Origin of the sequence: Thalassospira lucentensis MCCC 1A00383 = DSM 14000 (genome assembly GCF_000421265.1) — a bacterium.
In the GTDB taxonomy this organism is placed as follows: Bacteria; Pseudomonadota; Alphaproteobacteria; order Rhodospirillales; family Thalassospiraceae; genus Thalassospira; species Thalassospira lucentensis.
Genome location: NZ_ATWN01000006.1, coordinates 210,151 through 230,677, shown reverse-complemented (window position 1 = coordinate 230,677; position 20,527 = coordinate 210,151). Strand labels below are relative to the sequence as shown.

Genomic DNA, 20,527 nt, shown 5'->3' with positions numbered 1-20,527 from the left:
AACATCCAGCCCGGAATGCAAAAAAGCCCGGCATTGCCGGGCTTTTGAAGCATAAATAGCCGTCATGTAATCTGATCAGGGGGCCGCGTGATTACGAGACGATCTGCCACGATCCATCAGGCTGCATACAGGCCGTGCCATAGCTTTCCTGTCGTTTTCCGCTGATGACGGTGGTCGCGGTATATTCGCGGCAATAACGGCCTTCGCTGGTTTCCCAGCTGCGTTGCGGGACCATCTGATATGGTTGGCCCGACTCCGGATTGCGCCAATGGACCGATTGCCCGTCTGGAACCTGCTTCAGGGCATAACCGGTACAGGCACTGTCGGCCTGATCAAGGTTCTGACCAAGGGCATACCCACCCAATAGGCCAAGAATGGCGCCGCCAATCATTGCGGCATCCCGTCCATCACCCTTACCAATAGTTGATCCGAGTGCGGTGCCAGCACCCCCGCCAACAATCGCGCCAATCACATCGCGGTTACAGCGCAGGAAATTGCCGTCCGGAACAAACAAATCCCCCCGGCTCGTGCGATAATCACGGTCATAGTGCCGCTTATGGCCATGCTTTGAGGCATGCTTGTCACGATACCCGTGCGCAGGAGCCCAAGGTGGCGGGTCGGCTTTCGCCGTTGAGGGCATGGCGACCGGTGCCGAGAGACTTATGGCTGTTGCCACCAGAATGATCTTCTTGATCATTTTCGGGCCTCTTCGTTTTCATGCATGATGTAACCGACACCTGTGCCGACCGCCCCGCCAATCACCGTGCCGCAGGTAACACACCCGCCGGTAAGCACGGTTCCGACCGCACCGACACCCGCACCAATGGCCGCACCGCTTAGCATTTTCTGATTACGGTCATTCAGGCCGCTACAGCCCGAAAGGCCCAGCGCACCTGCAAGGACGACAATCATGGCTGCCTGTCGCATTTTCGATACCCTTCCCGTTTGTTTTAACCCGTGTCATTGCGACAGGCTGAACCAGAATTGGGAACAGGGTTGGGCGCCTTTGCGCGGAAAATCGGGCAGATAAGGCGATCCAAAGGCAAGACACATCAAGTGTTTGAATTGGCAAATTTTTTAGGGAAAAGCCGATGGGGCCAGATGCATGAAACGTCAAATGTGCCGCGTAAAAGGGCGTTTTGATTGTCAAAGCAACACTTTGAACCCTGTTTTACAGTCGATGACAGGGGGACATGCTTATGCATGATCCGGCGCTTCATTTCCGTTGAAACGGTTCAGCCAAAAAGATAGCTTTGCGGTCAATTAAAGCTGACAGAACGTCGCGATACATCGCGGGACAAAGTGCCCGCACCATTTAAAGGAAACGTCATGAGCTTTGCGGCGTGGTTGTCGGTTGCAACCATCTGTGTTCTGGGGGCAATGACACCGGGGCCGAGCCTTGCGGTTGTGTTGCGCTATTCGGTGGGGCAATCGCGACAAGCCGGTTTTGCCTGTGCGCTGGCCCATGGGGTGGGCATCGGGTTTTATGCCGTCATCACCATGACCGGCCTTGGTATCCTGTTTCAAACCGTGCCGGTGTTTCACAATGCGGTCAGCATTCTCGGCGCGCTATATCTGATCTGGCTTGCCATCAAGGCATGGCGTGCGGCCGGATCAGGGGAAAAGTTTAACGTCGATGGGGCCGGTCAACTATCCGGGTCGGTCATGCAGGCCGCACGCGACGGGTTCATGATCGCGTTTCTCAATCCCAAAATCGCGCTGTTTTTCCTCGCCCTGTTTAGTCAGTTTGTCTCGCCGGAATTTGAATGGGGCGGCAAGTTCCTGCTGGCATTCACCGCTGCGGCGATTGATGCGGGCTGGTACTGTCTGGTGGCGATCGGGCTTTCGCATGGCGCGGTTCTGCCATGGTTGCGCGACCATGCCGCATGGATTGAACGCATCATCGCGGTTTTGTTTGTTGTCGTTGCCCTGCGTGTTCTGTGGGGGGTGGTTTTATAAGCTCCATGCCTGATGCAGGGACCATGATGCAGGGCCTTGAGGCGCTGATATCACGCTGTTTCTGTTCCCGTCCCCGGCGCGGTGATGCTAAAATTTCCAAAAGTTCTTGATTTGTTCTTTTATTTGTGACATAAGGGACAAATCAACAGGACAAAACCGCCTGCACCGCACCCCGCAAGACATCATGTTTTGCGGGTTTTTTGCGTTTGGCCGCATCTCAGGGAGACAGACGATGCAAGGAATCTTGGGTCACAGAAAACTCACGTCGGCACAATCGATCAGATTTAACGCACAGCGCATTCGGCTCAGACCTCAGGGTCAAGACCATTGCCAAGACCGTTTCCAGAACCTGTTGCATTCAATCTGTGCAAGCCAGTATGGTCATGCGCGCCACCCTTCGACCTTACCCGGATCATCCCTGATCCAGACGGAGCCCCCCGATGACTGACAAAACTGCCCCCACGGATGAACCGCAAAATAATGCCGGGCGCGGGTTTCATCGCCTTGGTGCCCATATCGGGTTTTTGATCGCGATCCTGCTTCTGGCAGCCAATATGCGCGGCAGCATTGTCGGTCTTGGCCCGCTGGCCGAGATTATTGGAACCGACCTTGCCCTTTCGGGAACCCAGCTTGGTCTGTTAACGACCTTGCCGGTGTTGAGTTTCGGGGTTTTGTCGATTTTTGCCCCCCGGCTGGGGCAAAAATTCGGGCTTGAGGCGACCTTGCTTGCGATGCTGTTTTTCATTGCCGTCGGGCAGGGGCTGCGCGCCAGTGGTGCCTATGACATCATGGTGGTTGGCACGATCATTTTGGGGGCGGCGATTGCCGTTTTGAATGTTCTGACCCCGTCGTTGGTGCGGCGCAGCTTTCCGACCCGTGTGGCACTGGTGACAGCACTTTACACGTTTACCATGTCAACCGGGGCCACGGTTGCGGCGTTTATTTCCATTCCGATCCGCAATGCGGCCGATGGGGATTGGCGCTGGTCACTTGGTATCTGGGCGGTGTTTGCCGCGATTGCCTTTATCTGTTGGCTGCCGATGTTGCGTTATCGCCATAAGGCGGTTGCGCCGGCATCTCTGGTCAAAATATCGCTGTGGAAAAATGTCGAAGCCTGGTGGCTGGCACTGTTTTTCGGGTGTCAGTCGTTGATGTTTTACACTGGCACTGCGTGGGTGGCCAAGGTCTTCATCGACAGCGGTATTTCCGAGGCCGAAGCCGCAACGCTTCTGACTTTGTTTAACGTGTTTGGCATTCCGGCCGCCTTTGCCGCCCCGCTGATCTATTCAAAATTCCGCAATAAAAAACTGGCGATGTTGTGCCTGCACATCCCCTTGATCATTGCGGTGCCCGGCTTTGTCTTTGCCACGACGGAACTTCCGTATCTTTGGGCGGTCTGTCTTGGCCTTGGTCAGGGCAGCATGATCAGTATTGCCCTGACCCTGGTTGGGATGCGCGGGGCGGACCCGCAAACCTCGGCCCGTCTTTCCGGCATGGCCCAGTCGGTCGGTTATTTGTTTGCGGCCATTGGTCCGGTTTTGTTCGGGGCGCTGCATGATCTTTTGGGCGATTGGCAGGTTGCCCTGTACTTCCTGTTTGTCGTGGTTGCGATCCAGATATGTGCCGCCATGCGTGCCGGATCGCCTGAGAAAATTGGCGGAGAATAAAACCGCGCACTGCGTGACCAGAGATAAAACACCCCGGCATGAATTGGCCTCATGCCGGGGTGTTTTGATGTGTGTGACAATCATCACAAGGTGTTCTTGACTTGCATTCGCAACAGGCATATAGAATGCAAATCATTATCAATTACATTAGAAACAAACAAGGAGTTTGCGATGCCCCACATCGCAGCCAGACCGTCAAGAGACGACAAATCCGGCGCGGTCAAATACATGCAAGTCAGCGAGTTGATGGGGGATGATCGGGAAATTATCATTATTCATCAGGGGGATGAATATCACCTGCGCCTGACATCGAATAACAAACTGATCCTTACGAAATAACAGCGTCAGTCGACGCAATCCTTCTCACATCACGCCTTCCGCCAGCCAGCGCGCCAGTGCCCTGCACAAGCCAGCCAGCCAGCCAATAAATGGTCCAAAGCTGCCTTACAGGGGAACATCATGGTTCGAACGACTTCTGCGCGCCTGCTTATGGCGACGGTATCCATGCTTGCGCTTTGCGTTTCAGCACACGCACAGGACGCCACCGACGAAACACCAAAAACAACCACCGATCAGACATCCGATGACGCGGCGCAACCTGTGTCGGAACGGACAATTGTGCTGGATGCGATTTCGGTCACGGCCAGCAAAACAGGCACATCGGTGATTGATGCCCCGGCATCGATTTCCATTGTCGATCAGGAAGAACTCCAACGCCGTCAGCCAGACAATCTTGGCGATATCCTGCGCGGGATGCCCGGTGTCGAGGTCTCTGGTGGTCCGCGCAGCACAGTTCAGATGCCGATCATTCGTGGTCTGACAGACAATCGGGTTGTCATCCGCGTCGATGGGGCGCGGGCAAACCTGAATGTCGGGCACAAGGGCGGTCTGTTTATTGATCCTGAGGTCGTAAAGCAGGTTGAGGTGTATCGCGGTCCGGCATCGACCATGCAGGGGACGGGCGCACTTGGCGGTGTGCTGGCTTTAACAACAGTCGATGCCAACGACATGCTTGAACCCGGTCAAAACATCGGTGCGCGCGTCAAAGCTGGTTATACCTCTGTGGATCACGGGATGACATGGAACGGCATGGCCTATGGTCGCCCGACCGACAATTCCGACATTCTTGTCAGTGTGACGCGCAAGAACACCGATGATTTCGAGGCCGGTAACGGCGAAGAACAACCCTATACCGACGATGATTACATCAATGGGTTATTCAAGGCCGGGCTTGATATCAATGACGTCAGTCGCCTGACCCTATCGCTTCAAAGATATAGCGATGATCATGAATTACCGTCCGCACCTGATGGTACCAGCACCTCCAATCTGACGGACCGCGAAAGTACGCAGACCACGGCTGTTGTTGGGTATGAATACGATGACAGTGCCAATGACTGGGTCGATGCAGAAGTCCGGCTGTATGGCATGGACAACGACATCCATGAAGTCCGCATCAGTGATGGTCGCGATGATCGGCGGGAACTTCAGACAGTTGGTCTGGAAGGCAGCAACACCGTCCGTTTTGACCTTGGCGGCGGGGAGCTTTTCACAACGGTCGGCGGCGAGGTTTTCCGCGACAGTCAGGAAGGGCGCCGGGATGGGGAGCCAACACCGGGTTGGTTCCCGGATGCGGAAATGCTGATTTCAGGCGTTTACATCGACAACACCTATGCGGTGACCGAGCGCCTCGAACTCGGGGCAGGGGTCCGGTTTGATTCCTTTGATCTTTCGGCAGATGGACAGGAAGACCGTACCGATCAGGCCGTTTCCCCACGCTTCTCGGCCAGTTATCAGGTGACAAGCTGGATGCAGCCTTATGTCAGCTATGCCGAAGCCTTTAACGCCCCGACGCTCAATCAGCTTTATAATGACGGGCTCCATTTCTCGATGGGGCCGGGCAATAACAACTTCTTTGTCCCGAACCCGAACCTTGATGCCGAAACGGCGAAAACGTGGGAATTTGGCACAAACTTCAAGACAGATGACCTGATCGTTGGCGGCGATGCCGTGCGGGCAAAGGTTTCGTACTTCCGCAACAAGGTCGAAGATTACATCGAACAGTCGACCGACATTGCCGGGGGCACGACAACCAGCAGCAACTTGCCAGAAGCCGAAATCAAGGGCTTTGAGGCCGAGCTGACCTATGACACCGGTGTTGTTTTTGCGGGTCTTGCCGCAGCCCGTATTCGTGGCGAAAACGCGCGAACCGGTGAATATCTGTCCAATATTTCTGGCGATAAGGTTTCGGTTTCCGGTGGCTACCGGTTTGTTGACGAGGGTGTCGAAGTTGGTGGTCGTGCCAATATGGTTGACGCACAAAACCGTGTTCCCGACGACGAAGATGAGCGCGATGGCTATGCGACGTTTGATCTGTTTGCCAATTGGCATGCGGATGAGGTCGTCAACGGTCTGACTGTTAATTTCGGTGTGGATAACATCCTCGATCAGAAATATCGCACCAGTGCCGCGACCCTGTATGAGCCGGGCCGCAACGTCAAAATTTCCGCAAGCATGAAATTCTAATCACCGCCGATCAGACGATGCCGCCTCTGCATCGTCTGATCTTTAAGGAGGGTCTTAAACGCCATGACACAAAACAATTTTAAAACAGCCGATGAAGCCTGGTCGGCATTCTCTGCCGGTGAGGCAAAAGGCTATGCCGTCGATATTGCCGCCGAACTTGGTTTGACCGAGGGTGAACTGGTTGCCGCAGGCATTGGGCAGAACGTTACGCGTCTTGATGCGGACTGGGGTGATCTGATTTCCCGGCTGGAAGAACTGGGCGAGGTCAAGATACTCACCCGCAACGTCAATGTCGTGCATGAAAAAACCGGCACGTTTGGCAAGGTCAGCATCAACGGTGAAATGGGTCTTGTGCTCAATGGTGATATTGACCTGCGCCTGTTTCTGGGGCGTTGGGGGCATGGATTTGCGGTGGAAACCCACAATCCGCGGGCGGGGCGTCGGCGCAGTTTCCAGTTCTTTGATCACGATGGCACGGCCATTCACAAAGTCTTTTTGACCGGTCATTCCAATGAAGCTGCCTATGACACCCTGATTGCCGATTTTAAGGCCAAAAACCAAACACCGGGTATTGAGGTCCTGCCACCCTTGCCCAAGCCCGTAACCCGCAAGGATGGGGATGTTGATGTCGAAAACTTGCGTGCCCATTGGCGCCGCATGACCGATGTCCATCAGTTCCATGGTTTGTTGAAAGATTTCAATGTTGACCGTCAGCAGGGCTTGCGACTGGTTGGCGAAGAATTCGCCGAACGGCTGAGCAATGACGCGCTTAAAACGCTTTTGGAAACGGCTGCCAAAAGCGACCTTTCGATCATGGTGTTTGTCGGTAACAGTGGTGCCATTCAAATCCATACCGGTCCGATCAATACCATTCGTGAAATGGGCGACTGGATCAACATCATGGATCCGAGTTTTACCCTGCATTTGCGGATGGATTTGATTGCGCAAGCCTGGATCGTGCGCAAACCGATCCGCGAAGGTCAGGTGACCACGGTCGAGCTTTATGACGCAGAGCTAAACAATTTCGTGATTTTCTGTGGTGAGCGCAAACCCAAGGACCCGGAAAATCCCGATTGGCAAAAACTGGCCGAAGGCCTGCCGCGCTATTCATCAGCAGCGGCCAAAGTGGCGGAGTAAATGATGCGCGCGATTTTTGGATTTACGCTGGCCGTCATCGGGTTGATTGGCTTGTGCCTGCCGGCATTTTCGGCTGAGCAGCCCCAACGCGTGATCACGGTGGGCGCACCTGCGACCGAGATTGTCTTTGCCCTTGGCGCCGGGGGCAGCGTGATTGCGACCGATACCACAAGTACGCGGCCAGACCCGGTGCCGAGTTTACCCAAAGTTGGTTACATGCGCCAACTGGCAGCAGAGGGCATCATCAGCCTGAAACCTGACTTGATTGTTGCGGTGGAAAAGTCCGGTCCCGACCCGGTGTTACAGGAGCTGACCGATCTTGGCATCAAGATCGTCAAACTGCCGTCGCTTGATCGGATGGAAAACCTGCCCAATGCGATTGCCATGGTGGCAGAAGCCTTGGGGCGTCAGGATGAAGCGGCCCTTTTGACCAAACAGGTGAACGACGATATTGCCAGTCTGGCCAGCCTTGCCACCAACGATCACCCAAGCATCGTTTTCTTGATGGCGGTCGGTCATGGCAAGCCGCTTTCAGCCGGGAAAAACACAACCGCAGCTGAAATCATCGATTTGATTGGCGGGCGCAATACCATGGCCGCGTTTGACGGTTTTAAACCGGTGTCATCGGAAATCATTGCCGCAGATACATCGGATTATGTTTTGGTCGCCCAATCAACAATCGATCAGTTGGGCGGAATTGACGGATTGAAAAATCATGCGGTTCTTGGCCTGAACAAGGCCGTGGAAAAGGGTCATGTCCTGACTGTGTCGTCGTCGACGATTTTGGGGTTTGGTCCGTCATCGGCATCGGAAATCCGGGCTTTGGCGACGTCTTTGCATCAGGCTGAACAGGCACAGTGAGTGGCGTGAAGAAGATGGTGGCATCGCCTTGGATGCACATACCAATCAATCGGTCCGTCATGGTTCTGATGTTTCTGGCATTGGGGCTGTTGGTGGTGACGGTGATATCGCTGGGGACGGGTGGTGCCCCGATTGATCTGGGCGATGTCATCCATCACATCCTGCACCGCATGGGTTTGATGGGAACGGGGATTGAGGAATTTGATGCCCGTGTCCTTGATCATTTGCGGCTGCCCCGGATTCTGCGCGCGATTGTCATCGGCGCGGGCCTTGGCCTTGCGGGTGCGGTGATGCAAAGCCTGTTTCGCAATCCGATTGCCGATCCCGGCATCATCGGGGTTTCGGCCAGTGCCGCCTTTGGCGCGGTGGCAATGATTGTTGCCGGTCATATTGTTCTGGGCAGCTATTACCCGGTTGTGGGCCCCTATGGGGTGCCGGTGGCCGCATTCGCCGGGGCTGTTTTAGCAACCGGGGTGATTCGGGTTTTATCACGTCAGGACGGGCATACCGACGCGGCGATCATGTTGCTGATCGGGGTGGCGATCAATGCCATTGCCTTTGCCGGGGTGGGTGTCTTTACCTATATGGCCGACGATGCCCAGTTGCGCAGTCTGACATTCTGGCAAATGGGCGCACTTTCGGGCAATGGACCGGCGGACGGACCGGCCTTGCTGATCATAGCCCTTGGTGCGGGATATCTTGTCAGTCTGGGGACGTCGCTGAACCTGTTTTTACTGGGCGAGGCCGAAGCCCGCCATCTTGGGATCGAGGTTGAACGTCTGAAACGCCGGGCGACCGTGGTGACCGCATTGGTCGTCGGGGCGGCGGTGGCGGTATCGGGCATTATCGGCTTTGTCGGGCTGGTTGCCCCCCATCTGGTGCGCTTGGTCACCGGGCCCGATAACCGTTATGTCCTGCCCGCATCGGCGATTTGCGGGGCGGCGATCCTGACCGGGGCGGATGCGGTCGCCCGGATCATTGTTTTGCCTGCCGAATTGCCGATTGGGCTTGTCACCGGGATTGTCGGCGGGCCGTTTTTCCTGGGTCTGTTGATGCGTGAAAAGAAAAGGCGGCGGATATGACCCTGACGGCGCACAACATCAGTTTTCTGGCCCGTGGGCGGTATTTGTTGCGCGATATTTCCGTCTCATTGGCCGCCGGTGAAGTTTTGGCGGTTTTGGGGCCAAATGGGGCGGGAAAATCAACCTTGTTAAAGGTTCTTGCCGGTGAACACGGCGTTGCCGACGGGACAGTCACCCAGAACGGTCACGATGTGTCAAAGCTGCCGGCCCTGACGTTGGCGCAGGAACGTGCAGTGATGCCACAAGCAACGTCAATGACATTCCCCTTTGCCGTGCGCGATGTCGTGGCCCTTGGCCGGTCGCCGTTTCGCAAGATATCAACGCGCATGCATGACCAGACACTGGTCGAACGGGCCATTGCCCTTGCCGATATCGGGCATCTGGCAGATCGTGCCTATCCGGCGTTGTCGGGTGGGGAAAAGCAACGCGTCCATCTTGCTCGGGCACTTGTGCAGGTATGGGGGATGGATGGGGATCACGCCCCGGTTAGGGCAAGATTCCTGTTACTTGACGAGCCAACATCGGGACTTGATGTTGCCCATCAGCATGCCTTGCTTTCGGTCGCGCGGCGCGAAGCTCGCCAGAACGGGGTGGGGGTTTTGATGATTCTGCATGATTTTAATCAGGTCACGGCCTATGCCGACCGGGTTGCTGTTTTACAAGCTGGCGAAATGGTCGCGCAAGGAGCGGTTCAGGACGTCATGACCCCCGACTTGCTTTCGACTGTGTTTAAAAGCCCCATCCGGGCCATTCCCGATCCAGATGGTGGGGCTGTGCTGGTCAGTCAGGCGGCATCGGGGTGAACGTCGCGGGCTTCTTCGGCCAGTTGTTTTAGCGCGGCCAAAACATCCTGCGTTGCATTTTCCATCTGGGCAAAGGCCGTTTCGGCGGCGTCCTGATCGCGATTGGCAAAGGCACGAAGGGCCGCGTGACCCGCGGTATGCTGGGCTTCGTGCGGGGCACGGACGGCCGCAAATCCGGGCAGTTTGCGGAACGGATCGGCCGCCGGGCTGTCATACCATTTGCCAAACCGGCAGGTATCAGACGTCCCCATCTCGACCTTGTCCGCATCGGTCAGCCCGGCCAGAACTTCGGCGACGGTTTTGAAATAAACGGCATGTTCGGCCCGCGCACTTCGGATCGTGCGGTTGGGGATGTCATATTGCACCAGTTCGGCAACCTGTTTATCAATCAGGCCTTCGACCTCGCCAACGGTTTCAATGGCCGACCGGATCGCGCTGACCTGACCGCCGGTTTGATTGGCAATACCGGTGATGCCATCGCGCACCGCATCGGTTGCGATGTTTTGTTCATCCAGAATATTGGAAATATCGGCGATGCGCTGGGTGGTGTCTTCCATCTTGGAACCGATTTCGCCGATTTCGCGGGCGACTTCCCCCATGACATCCTGTCCGCGTGATACCGCATCGGTGCCAAGGTTCATGGCATCGACAATGCCATCTGTTTCGCCCTGAAGATTGGCAATGCGTTCGCGGATGCTTTCGGTGGCACGCGCGGTTTGTTGACTTAGGGCTTTGACCTCGTTGGCAACCACGGCAAAGCCCTTACCCGCTTCACCGGCGCGGGCGGCCTCGATGGTTGCGTTAAGCGCCAGAAGGTTGGTTTCCGATGCAATGGCTTCGATCTGTTCAACGATTTCGCCGATTTTTTGCGATGCCTCGGCCAGAACATCGACCCGTTTGGACGCATCGCTGACCGCATGGGCGATTTCGGCCATGCTTGAAACGGCTTCGCGCACGGTTTCCTGTCCGGTGCGGGTGACTTCGATGGCATCTTGGGCATTTTCCGCAGCAACCTTGCCATTTTCGGCAATGTTGCTGATGCCTGATACCATCTGATCGACGGCGGCCGAGATTGATTGCGCGCGGCGGTCAACATCCTCGATGACATTCATCATCCGGGCATTGGAAATCGCACTTTCATTAATCGCGACCGACAGGTCCATGGTGCGATCGAGCTGCTGATCGGCAAAGGCATTTTCCGACGTGGTGTGGCGGTTGTGCGCACTGGCATCGCAATAGGCCGTCAGGGTCAGTTCGATATCAAGCAACATCACCGATGTCAGGGACGTGACGATCCGGGCGGCATCCGATGCCCGCCAGCGGAATTTCAAAATGATGGTTTCAATCAGCGCATCGGTAACGGCGTTATAAGCGGCAATGTAAAGCTTTGGGGTAATGCCGTATTCTTCGTGGCGTCGACCAATTTCAATCGATTGTCGGACGAACGCGTCGTCGAGTTTGCCATCAAACAGGTTTTGCCAGTGGGTTTGCAGGCTGTTGGTGAGGTCTTTACGGACCGCATCATCAATAACAGCCTGATGTGGGGGCGGGTTTTGCGAAATGATTTCGTAGAACTGCGCGGCCCGTGTTGCCGACCCACCCTGAACATCACGAGATGCCTTGTGCAAAATCTCAAAGGTTGCGGGCAAAACATTGTAACGTTCAAGACGATCCTCAAGCAGCGACACACCCTATCCCCTCTTAACCTGTTCCCGACTTTGGTCTTTATGGCTGACCGTCAGAACAGCAAACCCTATACTTTAGAATGTTGACTTTAGGGTTGAGGACCTCGATCAGCAACACAATTTCGTGTTTGCGATGTTTGCCTGTTTCACGCCAACAGGCACACATCAATGATCAGGTCATCTATGGATGTTCTTTAGATATCTGGATATTTTCAGCCTGTGTGATGCGTGATCTGCTGGATCCTGGCTCAATCACCGCGACTTTGTCCCTACCGGCTTTTTTCGCCGCATATAGGGCATAATCAGCCCTTTTATAGACCTCTTCTGCTGCCTCGCCGATTGTAATCTCTGTCAGGCCAAAGCTTGCGGTTATCTGGATTTCGTGACCCTCGTATTGGACATGGGTTTGTTTAATCCGTTCTCTGATGCGTTGGCATGCTTTATCGGCTTCCAAGAAGCTGGTATTGGGCAGGATCAATGCGAATTCTTCACCGCCAATTCTTGCAACTTTGTCAAGGGAACGACATTCCTGAAGAAGCAATTCCCCCAAACATGCCAAGACCTTATCGCCACAAGGGTGACCATGAAGGTCATTGATTTCTTTGAAATTATCCAGATCAATAACCGCGAAAGACGTTGGTCTTTCCTGATCCTCGATGCGCTGAATGTAACGCGGAAGTTCGCTAAACAGGGTGGAACGCTTCCACAGGCCGGTCAGCGTGTCCTTTCGCGACTTTTCGCGTTCAAAAAGAAGCTGCCTGTTCTTTTTGCGCAAGGTCGCATTGAGTTCTTCAAACTGGTGCCGGGATACGGAACTGGACGCAATGAAGCGCAGCAGCACGTGACTTGGCTGATGGCCTTGCAGCCGAAGCATCGATCCTTGAAATGGTAAACGTGATTGGTTTCGGTCATTTTCGTCGGTATGTGCGATATGCAAGCTGCCGGGAAATATTCCGCTTTGAGTTCGGCATAACGACATAACTTTGCTTAAGTTCGAGACGTTGTCTGGGAAAAGATCGAGAATACTTGCATCTTCAACAGCATCAGAACCGCCCGTTCCGGTGTCCTGAAGGAAACGGCGGGCAGCCGGATTAAGGAATGCGATTTCGCCGGTAACCTTGCATACGACCACAGGGTCACTGATCGCAGAAATCAGGGACATTGTTGTTTGGCTGACGTGTGGGGGAAGGTCTTCAGTCATCTTCCCTGAAATACTCACGCCCATCAATTTCATCTATGGAATCTGACGGATTTAATTTGATCACAACACGGCATCCTTTGTCGCCTTGCGCAATTGTTTCCTTAAGTTCCACCCGGGCATATCCAAGGTTTTCAGCGGTAATCTTGCCAAAGACGTTTGACGTCATCATGCACATTGACTTGCGCCCAATGACCGCCTTGCCAAACGGACATGCGGTATTTTCCAGAATGATGGCTTCTCTGGTGACTTCGGTGACTTTAAACCCGCCGTCAATGCGGCGTTTTAAGTCGACAAGGGTATGGCAAACCTGATCGACTGTCATTTGATCTGTTGCGAACTGTTGGCGATATTGCGCGTTCAGGTCTTTCCCGATTGTCGCGCCAACAATGCTGATCATGCCGGATGCTTCTTCGATCCCGATCACATCTTGCAGGGTGCCACTCAGGTCGCGGATCATTTCAGTCAGGAATGACTGTTTGTCCAAGGTTACTGTGTCGGTGGGCGCATCTTTGACTGAAGCCATGGTTTGATACTTCATATGTGGACCCGAAGTTGAATTTTGACGTGCTGTTGGTTGACTCGTTGATTTGGGGATTTGCTGGCACAGTTCAAGGTGGCGGCAGGTTCAGGTTTTTCTAAACAAGATTGCTTGGCAAGCATTTCCGCCCCGTTTTCAGATGGGTTTTATTAATCAATGCTCTGTGAGGAACTGAGAATCCAGTCGCGAAAGGCCCGCACGGCAAAGTTGTTTTCCTTTTCCTGCGGATAAACAACGTAATAGGCGTGATGGTTGGGGATTGAGACATCAAACGGGGCAACCAGCCGCCCGCTTTCAAGTTCTTCACGTACCAGAAATTCCGGCAAAAGGGCCAAGCCAAGTCCGGCAACAGCGGCCTGAATGACCATGTGGAAATGTTCAAACCGGGGACCGGCCAACTCATCGACCACGGCAACGCCAGTTGCAGCCAGCCAGTCCTGCCATGCGCGCGGACGGGTTGAATGTTGCAGCAATGTGCAATTGCGCACCCGTTCACGGGCAATGGGTAAATCGTCGTTTTCTTTCAGTATTTTGGGTGCGCAGACCGCGATCAGGGTTTCGCCCATCAAACGATGGGACTTGCAGCCCGGCAGATTGTCATCGCCAAAATGAATGGCGATATCGATGCCTTCGCGGTCGAAATTAAATTCGCGGGTCTGGGTGATCAGGTTTAACTGAATATCGGGCCATGTGGCTTTGAAATCGCCCAGACGCGGCACCAGCCAGCGTGCGCCAAATGTCGGTAATGTCCCGACCGTGAGCATCCCGCCCGCATCGGAATAGGCCATGACCTGCAAGGTTGCGGCCTCGGCCCGATCCAGAAGATCGCGCACCTGTGCGGCGTAGGCTTCGCCTGCTGCGGTCAGTTTCAGACGTTTCTTGATGCGGCGAAACAGATCACGTCCCAGATATTCTTCGAGCGCACGGATTTGGCGGCTAATCGCACTTTGGGTCACGTTCAATTCTTCGGCGGCACGGGTGAAGGAAAGATGGCGTGCCGAACTTTCAAAGAATTGCAGGGCGGTCAGGGATGGCAGGACGCGACGCATGGGGCAAATTCCGGTTCATGACTAAATGGAATGATGTGGTGCGAATATATCGTTTGTTTGCTGTTCTTCCAAGGCGTACCGTTTTAAACGGTTCCAAGCCCCCCGCGCACCGCCAGATGAAGCGTTCGGGTCATGGGCCAGAGCGCATGATGATCGGGAATTGATAATTATTTGGAAGGAGAAACCCTTTCAAGACCCTTTTTTGGTCATCCTGCGCATCCTGAAATATAAAGAACGGCCAGAAGGCCTGCACAGTTTATCGGGTAGAAGGCGAGAATGGGTTCAGAAGCGCAAAATTACGATGTGATCATTGTCGGTGGTGCGGTTATTGGCAGTTCCATCGCATGGCATCTGACCGGCCGGGATGATTTCAAGGGCCGGGTTCTGGTGATCGAAAAAGATCCCAATTACGAATTTTGTTCGACCGCCTTGTCAGCCGCATCGATCCGCCAGCAGTTTTCAACCCCGATCAATATTGAAATGTCGGGTTATGGCATTGATTTTTTGCGCAATCTGAAACGTGACCTTGACCCGGACGTTGACATTTCCCTGCATGAAAAGGGCTATCTGGTTCTGGCGACCGATGACGGGCGCGATATCCTGCGCCATAACCATGCGACCCAGACCGAATTTGGCGGCGATATTGTCTGGATGGAGCCCGATGAGCTGGCGGCCAAATACCCATGGATGACGACATCGGATTTGGCGGCGGGCTGTTGGGGCCGCACGGGCGAGGGGTGGTTTGATGCCTATTGCCTGATGCAGTCGTTCCGCAAACAGGCGCGCCGTCGCGGTGCGGAGTATATCGACGGTGAAGTGGTCGAGGTCCTGCGCGATGGCAATCAGATTACCGGTGTTGTGTTAAAAGACGGTCGCCGGTTTGGCTGTGGCCAGCTTGTCAATGCGGCGGGAACCGGGTGTTCCAAACTGGCCGGAATGGCGGGTCTTGAAATTCCGGTCGAGCCGCGCAAACGTTGCATTTTCGTGTTTGATTGCCGGGATGCGGCCGACATCAATGCCAGTTGCCCGATGCTGATTGATCCAAGTGGGCTTTATGTCCGGCCCGAAGGCGAATTTTTCATCACCGGCATCGCCCCGCCCAAGGAGCGCGACCCGGAATGCTGGGATTTTGACGTCGATCACAGCCTGTTTGACGACATCATCTGGCCGGGTCTGTATGAACGGTGCGAACGGTTTGAGGCGATCAAGGTCATCAATGCCTGGGCCGGGCATTATGCCTATAACTTGCTCGATCAGAACGCGATTTTGGGCCGCCATACGGATGTTGCGAATTTCATTTTCGCCAACGGATTTTCCGGCCACGGATTGCAGCAAAGTCCGGCAGTCGGGCGCGGTATTGCTGAACTGATCACAACGGGGGGCTATGAAACCCTTGATCTGTCGGTGTTTGGCTATCAACGCATTCGCGACAATGCGCCGGTGCTTGAGCTCAATGTTATTTAATTTAATTCGGTTTCGAAATGATATTGCGAAATCAACCCTTTAACCCAAATGGCCGGAGCACGCCCCACATGCCCCGTGATGATCGCACCACAGAAGTAAACGCCAGCACCATGCTCCGTGATCGCAAGACAGGGTCGGTGTCGTCTGGTGTGCGCAATCTTCATCCGGTCTATCTGGATCGGGCATTGAATGCCGAGGCCTGGGATGTTGATGGCAACCGCTATATCGATTTTATTGGCGGGATTGGTGTTTTAACCGTGGGTCATCGCCATCCGGTGGTGATGGAGCGGGTGGCCAAGCAGTGCGACCGTTTTACCCATAGCTGCTTTAACGCGCTGCCTCATGAGCCGTATGTTGCGGTCACCGACTGGCTGGCGGCCAATTGTCCGATTGAAGGTCCGGCAAAATCCATGCTGACCAATTCCGGGGCAGAGGCGATGGAAAACGCACTTAAACTCGCGCGTGCCTTTACCGGGCGGACCGGGGTGATTGCCTTTGAAGGTGGTTTTCATGGGCGCACGCTTGCGACATTGGCGCTGACGGGGAAAACCAAGCCTTATAAAACCGGGCTTGGCCCGCTTCCGGGGCCGGTTTGGCATTTGCCATATCCTTGCCCCGAAACCGGTGTATCGGTTGAGGATGGCATGGAGGCGATTAATAGGCTGTTTTCGGTGTCAGCGGATGTCGGATCGGTCGGCGCAATTGTGATTGAGCCGGTGCAGGGCGAAGGCGGATTTCGCGCCTGTGACGCGGCATTCCTGATTGAACTGCGCCGTCTGTGTGATGCCAACGGCATGGTTTTGATTGCCGATGAAATTCAGTCGGGCTTTGCCCGCACGGGCAAGATGTTTGCCATGGAGCATGCCGGGGTGGCGCCCGATATCCTTGTCATGGGCAAGGGGATCGGTGGGGGTTTTCCGCTGGCGGCGATCACCGGGGCCGAAGATGTGATGAATGCGCTGGCCCCGGGCGGGCTTGGCGGGACGTATTCGGGCAATCCGGTGGCCTGTGCGGCGGCGACCGGGGTGTTTGATGTTTTGCGCGATGACAAGATCCTTGTTCGGGCCAAACAGCTTGGCGAGAAATACGCGACCCATATTGCATGGTTGCGCGATCTGCCCGGTGGGCATGTGATCGGCAACATGCGCGGAATTGGCGCGATGCGCGCCTTTGAAATCATTGCAGATGACGGCACACCATCGGCCAAGCGTCTGCAAACCTTATTGCAAGGGGCCCGCGCAAACGGGCTATTGTTAATGCCAAGTGGTGAACACGCCAATGTGGTGCGCCTGTTGGCACCTTTGACCATTCCGTTTGATCAGGTCGATGAGGCCTTTGCCATTATCGGCAAATTGTTGCCTGAACTGGCCGGAATTGCGGATTGAGCGGTCGGCGATGATCGCCAAAGAGTTTTAAAAGAAGGGAGTTTTACTGTGAGTTACACATCCATCCTGACCGAGCTTGGTCTGTCTGACGCCGAAATCGCCAGTGGTACGCTGAACGTCCGGACCCCGGTTGACGGGTCAACCTTTGCGACCGTGCCCGAAACCACGTCGGCCGAAATGACCGACATCATCGGCAATGCCAAAAAGGCGTTTGGCGCATGGCGTCAGGTGCCCGGCCCGCGCCGTGGTGAGCTGGTGCGTATTCTGGGCGAAGAACTGCGCGCAGCCAAGGAACCACTGGGCCGTCTGGTGTCACTTGAATGTGGCAAGATTTATCAGGAAGGTCTTGGCGAAGTTCAGGAAATGATTGATATCTGCGATTTCGCAGTTGGTCTGTCGCGTCAGCTTTATGGTTTGACGGTTGCGTCCGAACGTCCGGGCCACAAAATGATGGAAAACTGGCATCCGCTGGGCGTTGTTGGCCTGATTACCGCGTTTAACTTCCCGGTGGCACCATGGGCATGGAACACCGCGCTTGCGCTGGCGTGCGGCAATGCCGTGATCTGGAAACCATCGGAAAAAACCCCGGTTACCGCCCTTGCCTGTCAGAAGATCCTTGAAAAAGCGATCGCGAAATTTGGCGATGCCCCGGCCAACCTGCATCAGGTGGTTGTTGGCGACCGTGAAATCGGTGAAATCATGACCGACAGCCGGGATGTTTCGCTGATTTCGGCAACCGGTTCGACCCGCATGGGCCGCGAAGTTGCCCCGCGTGTGGCCCAGCGTTTTGGCCGCACCATCCTTGAGCTTGGTGGCAATAACGCCATGATCGTCACCCCGTCAGCCGATATCGACATGTCGGTGCGTGCGGTGGTGTTCTCGGCTGTTGGTACCTGTGGTCAGCGCTGCACGTCCTTGCGTCGCCTGATTGTCCATAAGGATGTTAAGGACGAGTTGTTGCCGAAAATCATCGCGGCTTACAAATCGGTTTCCATCGGTGATCCGCTTGAAGACGGTGTGCTGGTGGGGCCGCTGATTGACGAAGATGCCTACACCAACATGCAGGCCGCCCTGACCAAGGCCAAGGCAGATGGTGGGACGGTGCATGGTGGTGAACGCACACTGGAGTCCAAATACCCGAATGCGTTCTATGTCACTCCGTCGGTGGTTGAAATGCCCGGTCAGACGGACACGGTGAAGCATGAGACCTTTGCACCGATCCTGTATGTCATGACCTATGAGACGCTTGAAGAAGCCATCGCGCTTCAGAATGACGTGCCGCAAGGGTTGTCGAGCTGCATCTTCTCGACCGATCTTCGTGAAACCGAACTGTTCCTTTCTGCCGTCGGGTCTGATTGCGGGATTGCCAACGTCAATATCGGCCCGTCGGGTGCGGAAATCGGCGGTGCGTTTGGCGGCGAGAAAGAAACCGGTGGCGGACGCGAGTCCGGTTCGGATGCATGGAAAGGTTACATGCGCCGCGCGACCAACACGATTAACTATTCCCGTGAGTTGCCGTTGGCGCAGGGGATTAAATTCGATATCTGATTTCTCGCCCGATCAGTGACGATCCAAGCCCCGCCGGTTTTCCGGCGGGGTTTTCTTTTGATTGCCTTCGCCAATTAGGTCGGGATCGCAATCACGCATAAAAAAGCGGCCCCCGAAGGAGCCGCTTTCTTTAATTCTGTCTCAAAGCGTAAGGCTTGATTAGCCAGCTTTGGAGAAACGTTCTGCGACATATTCCCAGTTTACCAGGCTGTCGAGGAACGCTTTGACGTAGTCAGGGCGCGCATTGCGGTAATCGATGTAATAGGAGTGTTCCCAAACATCACACCCGAGCAGCGGGGTCTGACCGTGGACCAGCGGGTTTTCCGCATTCGGGGTTTTGGTCACAACCAGTTTGCCCGATTTGTCCATTGCCAGCCAGCACCAGCCCGAACCGAACTGGGTGACACCGGCCTGTACGAAGGCTTCTTTGAAGGCGTCGACAGAGCCGAAATCTTCGACGATTTTCTTTTCCAGTTCACCCGGAAGGTTGCCGCCGCCATTTTTCTTCATCATTTTCCAGAACTCGATATGGTTCCAGTGCTGGGCAGCGTTGTTGAAAAGACCGGCTTTGGCCGCGTCACCATAGGAAGCAACAACGACTTCTTCGAGTGACTTGCCTTCAAGGCCCGACCCTTCGAGCAGCTTATTGCCATTCACAACATAGGCGTTGTGATGTTTGTCATGGTGAAACTCAAGGGTTTCAGCCGACATGACGGGTGCAAGCGCGTCGTGTGCATACGGAAGTGCTGGGAGTTCAAATGCCATGATACAGTTCCTCGACTTTCATTATTGGTCTGTGCGGTAACGCAACATATCCCTTTTTGCGCGCTGGGTGAAAGTTAAATTCCCGTGCAACCTGTTGTAAACCTTTGTTGCGGGCTTTCATCATCGCGGCAAAGAAGATGTCTGTGGCCTTTATCTAGGACAACAGCGCTTTAATGCAATGTCGCGTGTGGCAACGGGCGATTGTCCAACCCTGTATGATGAACTTGTCAGATGGAAAAACGTTCCCGAAAGAGTGCAAATTTTCCACCCGGCATCGGGGATGGGGATGGGGACGGGGACGATGCCACCATCGGGTTGATCGGGAATTATTCCTTGTAAATTATTCCTTGTACAAGGCGACCATTTGCTGGATGTCGGTGCCATTGCGGATCATGACATCGTATTCACCCTTTGACAGCGATGAGATATCAAGCTGACAGGGGAATCTTTTGCAATTTCGATTAAAGGCAATCGTGCCGTCCTGATGGCTTAGAATCACCTGACCCTGGGGTATTTCCGAATAGACGGTCACACTGTCTGTCGTCGGTTTCGGGGCGATCTTGATTGCAGCCAAGGCGGCTGTCGCGCCCATGAAGATAGAGGCGAGGGCAATGGCAACCGGTTTGCTACGCAAAGATTTCAACATGATATCCCTCGCGCGTTTGTGCATTTTCCATGCCCCAAAGATGCCCCCCGAAGCAGAAGAATTCGCGGCGCAATTGAGGCATTTCCGTGCCGGTTCGTGCTTTGGACGATGGGCAGCCATGCATGGACCAAAACATTCAATGCCCGCAACCATTTACGGAAACGGGCATTGGGCAGAATCATGCAAATATCTTTGGGTCACATGGCACATT

General features: G+C 54.8%; 19 protein-coding genes. 11 read left to right on the top strand and 8 right to left on the bottom strand.

Going from position 1 to position 20,527, the window contains the following annotated elements:
- Positions 1–91: 91 nt before the first annotated feature.
- Together K355_RS0114040 and K355_RS0114035 are read right to left on the bottom strand one after the other, a co-directional pair.
- Positions 92–697 (bottom strand): RT0821/Lpp0805 family surface protein, encoded by a 606-nt coding sequence (locus K355_RS0114040; protein ID WP_022732787.1) that lies wholly within the window; start codon positions 695–697, stop codon positions 92–94.
- A complete protein-coding gene (locus K355_RS0114035) occupies positions 694–927 on the bottom strand; it encodes a membrane protein (RefSeq protein WP_022732786.1) in 234 nt (77 codons plus the stop codon). Before K355_RS0114035 ends, K355_RS0114040 begins: the two co-directional genes overlap by 4 nt.
- Positions 928–1,329: 402 nt before the next feature.
- Between K355_RS0114035 and K355_RS0114030 the strand changes: the two genes are divergently transcribed.
- The 8 genes from K355_RS0114030 (at position 1,330) to K355_RS24050 (ending at position 10,035) form a co-directional block, all read left to right on the top strand.
- Positions 1,330–1,959: a LysE family translocator gene (locus K355_RS0114030; protein ID WP_022732785.1), complete on the top strand. Its 630-nt coding sequence runs from the start codon at positions 1,330–1,332 to the stop codon at positions 1,957–1,959.
- Between the two features lie 440 nt (positions 1,960–2,399).
- Positions 2,400–3,626 carry a CynX/NimT family MFS transporter gene (locus tag K355_RS0114025; RefSeq protein ID WP_022732784.1) on the top strand — a complete coding sequence of 409 codons (1,227 nt, stop codon included), beginning with the start codon at positions 2,400–2,402 and terminating at the stop codon, positions 3,624–3,626.
- A 171-nt stretch (positions 3,627–3,797) separates the two neighbouring features.
- Positions 3,798–3,965, top strand: coding sequence for a hemin uptake protein HemP (hemP, locus tag K355_RS25390; protein ID WP_022732783.1), 168 nt, complete (start codon positions 3,798–3,800; stop codon positions 3,963–3,965).
- A 120-nt stretch (positions 3,966–4,085) separates the two neighbouring features.
- Positions 4,086–6,152, top strand: coding sequence for a TonB-dependent hemoglobin/transferrin/lactoferrin family receptor (locus K355_RS0114015; protein ID WP_022732782.1), 2,067 nt, complete (start codon positions 4,086–4,088; stop codon positions 6,150–6,152).
- A 63-nt stretch (positions 6,153–6,215) separates the two neighbouring features.
- Positions 6,216–7,289 carry a hemin-degrading factor gene (locus K355_RS0114010; RefSeq protein WP_022732781.1) on the top strand — a complete coding sequence of 358 codons (1,074 nt, stop codon included), beginning with the start codon at positions 6,216–6,218 and terminating at the stop codon, positions 7,287–7,289.
- Positions 7,290–8,150 (top strand): heme/hemin ABC transporter substrate-binding protein, encoded by an 861-nt coding sequence (locus tag K355_RS0114005; protein WP_022732780.1) that lies wholly within the window; start codon positions 7,290–7,292, stop codon positions 8,148–8,150.
- A 32-nt stretch (positions 8,151–8,182) separates the two neighbouring features.
- Positions 8,183–9,232, top strand: a complete 1,050-nt coding sequence (locus K355_RS0114000; RefSeq protein WP_028791612.1) for a FecCD family ABC transporter permease — start codon at positions 8,183–8,185, stop codon at positions 9,230–9,232.
- Entirely contained in the window at positions 9,229–10,035 is an 807-nt protein-coding gene (locus tag K355_RS24050; protein ID WP_022732778.1) for a heme ABC transporter ATP-binding protein, read from the top strand. The genes K355_RS0114000 and K355_RS24050 overlap by 4 nt, the downstream gene beginning before the upstream one ends.
- Here the strand turns inward: K355_RS24050 and K355_RS24045 are convergent.
- The 4 genes from K355_RS24045 to gcvA form a co-directional block, all read right to left on the bottom strand.
- Positions 10,017–11,723: a methyl-accepting chemotaxis protein gene (locus K355_RS24045; protein ID WP_022732777.1), complete on the bottom strand. Its 1,707-nt coding sequence runs from the start codon at positions 11,721–11,723 to the stop codon at positions 10,017–10,019. The genes K355_RS24050 and K355_RS24045 overlap by 19 nt on opposite strands.
- Before the next feature lie 178 nt (positions 11,724–11,901).
- Complete coding sequence (locus K355_RS25150) at positions 11,902–12,954, bottom strand: GGDEF domain-containing protein (RefSeq protein ID WP_081649523.1); 1,053 nt, start codon at positions 12,952–12,954, stop codon at positions 11,902–11,904.
- Positions 12,914–13,444: a methanogen output domain 1-containing protein gene (locus tag K355_RS0113980; RefSeq protein WP_022732775.1), complete on the bottom strand. Its 531-nt coding sequence runs from the start codon at positions 13,442–13,444 to the stop codon at positions 12,914–12,916. Before K355_RS0113980 ends, K355_RS25150 begins: the two co-directional genes overlap by 41 nt.
- A 164-nt stretch (positions 13,445–13,608) precedes the next feature.
- Positions 13,609–14,508: a transcriptional regulator GcvA gene (gene gcvA / locus K355_RS0113975; protein ID WP_022732774.1), complete on the bottom strand. Its 900-nt coding sequence runs from the start codon at positions 14,506–14,508 to the stop codon at positions 13,609–13,611.
- A gap of 276 nt (positions 14,509–14,784) precedes the next feature.
- Here gcvA and K355_RS0113970 point away from each other — a divergent pair, with 276 nt between their 5' ends.
- The 3 genes from K355_RS0113970 to amaB all read left to right on the top strand — a co-directional run bounded on the left by K355_RS0113970 (position 14,785) and on the right by amaB (position 18,905).
- Entirely contained in the window at positions 14,785–15,972 is a 1,188-nt protein-coding gene (locus K355_RS0113970; protein ID WP_022732773.1) for an NAD(P)/FAD-dependent oxidoreductase, read from the top strand.
- Between the two features lie 68 nt (positions 15,973–16,040).
- The gene (locus K355_RS0113965) at positions 16,041–17,357 is read left to right on the top strand and encodes an aspartate aminotransferase family protein (RefSeq protein WP_022732772.1); all 1,317 of its coding nucleotides are present in this window, start codon (positions 16,041–16,043) and stop codon (positions 17,355–17,357) included.
- 48 nt (positions 17,358–17,405) lie between these two features.
- The gene (amaB, locus tag K355_RS0113960) at positions 17,406–18,905 is read left to right on the top strand and encodes an L-piperidine-6-carboxylate dehydrogenase (protein WP_022732771.1); all 1,500 of its coding nucleotides are present in this window, start codon (positions 17,406–17,408) and stop codon (positions 18,903–18,905) included.
- Between the two features lie 159 nt (positions 18,906–19,064).
- Here amaB and K355_RS0113955 read toward each other — a convergent pair whose 3' ends face one another.
- Entirely contained in the window at positions 19,065–19,670 is a 606-nt protein-coding gene (locus tag K355_RS0113955; protein WP_022732770.1) for a superoxide dismutase, read from the bottom strand.
- 340 nt (positions 19,671–20,010) lie between these two features.
- Positions 20,011–20,316, bottom strand: a complete 306-nt coding sequence (locus K355_RS0113945) for a hypothetical protein (RefSeq protein ID WP_033368932.1) — start codon at positions 20,314–20,316, stop codon at positions 20,011–20,013.
- Positions 20,317–20,527 lie beyond the last annotated feature (211 nt).

Bases quoted from the DNA above. Each gene is read 5' to 3' on its own strand.
- K355_RS24050 (WP_022732778.1), top strand. From the start codon at position 9,229: ATGACCCTGACGGCGCACAACATCAGTTTTCTGGCCCGTGGGCGGTAT.
- K355_RS0114000 (WP_028791612.1), top strand. From the start codon at position 8,183: ATGCACATACCAATCAATCGGTCCGTCATGGTTCTGATGTTTCTGGCA.
- K355_RS0113980 (WP_022732775.1), bottom strand. From the start codon at position 13,444: ATGGCTTCAGTCAAAGATGCGCCCACCGACACAGTAACCTTGGACAAA.
- K355_RS0114025 (WP_022732784.1), top strand. From the start codon at position 2,400: ATGACTGACAAAACTGCCCCCACGGATGAACCGCAAAATAATGCCGGG.
- K355_RS0114035 (WP_022732786.1), bottom strand. From the start codon at position 927: ATGCGACAGGCAGCCATGATTGTCGTCCTTGCAGGTGCGCTGGGCCTT.
- K355_RS0114005 (WP_022732780.1), top strand. From the start codon at position 7,290: ATGATGCGCGCGATTTTTGGATTTACGCTGGCCGTCATCGGGTTGATT.
- K355_RS0114040 (WP_022732787.1), bottom strand. From the start codon at position 697: ATGATCAAGAAGATCATTCTGGTGGCAACAGCCATAAGTCTCTCGGCA.
- K355_RS0113945 (WP_033368932.1), bottom strand. From the start codon at position 20,316: ATGTTGAAATCTTTGCGTAGCAAACCGGTTGCCATTGCCCTCGCCTCT.
- K355_RS0113970 (WP_022732773.1), top strand. From the start codon at position 14,785: ATGGGTTCAGAAGCGCAAAATTACGATGTGATCATTGTCGGTGGTGCG.
- K355_RS0114015 (WP_022732782.1), top strand. From the start codon at position 4,086: ATGGTTCGAACGACTTCTGCGCGCCTGCTTATGGCGACGGTATCCATG.
- K355_RS0114030 (WP_022732785.1), top strand. From the start codon at position 1,330: ATGAGCTTTGCGGCGTGGTTGTCGGTTGCAACCATCTGTGTTCTGGGG.
- hemP (WP_022732783.1), top strand. From the start codon at position 3,798: ATGCCCCACATCGCAGCCAGACCGTCAAGAGACGACAAATCCGGCGCG.
- gcvA (WP_022732774.1), bottom strand. From the start codon at position 14,508: ATGCGTCGCGTCCTGCCATCCCTGACCGCCCTGCAATTCTTTGAAAGT.
- K355_RS25150 (WP_081649523.1), bottom strand. From the start codon at position 12,954: ATGAAATTGATGGGCGTGAGTATTTCAGGGAAGATGACTGAAGACCTT.
- K355_RS0114010 (WP_022732781.1), top strand. From the start codon at position 6,216: ATGACACAAAACAATTTTAAAACAGCCGATGAAGCCTGGTCGGCATTC.
- K355_RS0113965 (WP_022732772.1), top strand. From the start codon at position 16,041: ATGCCCCGTGATGATCGCACCACAGAAGTAAACGCCAGCACCATGCTC.
- K355_RS0113955 (WP_022732770.1), bottom strand. From the start codon at position 19,670: ATGGCATTTGAACTCCCAGCACTTCCGTATGCACACGACGCGCTTGCA.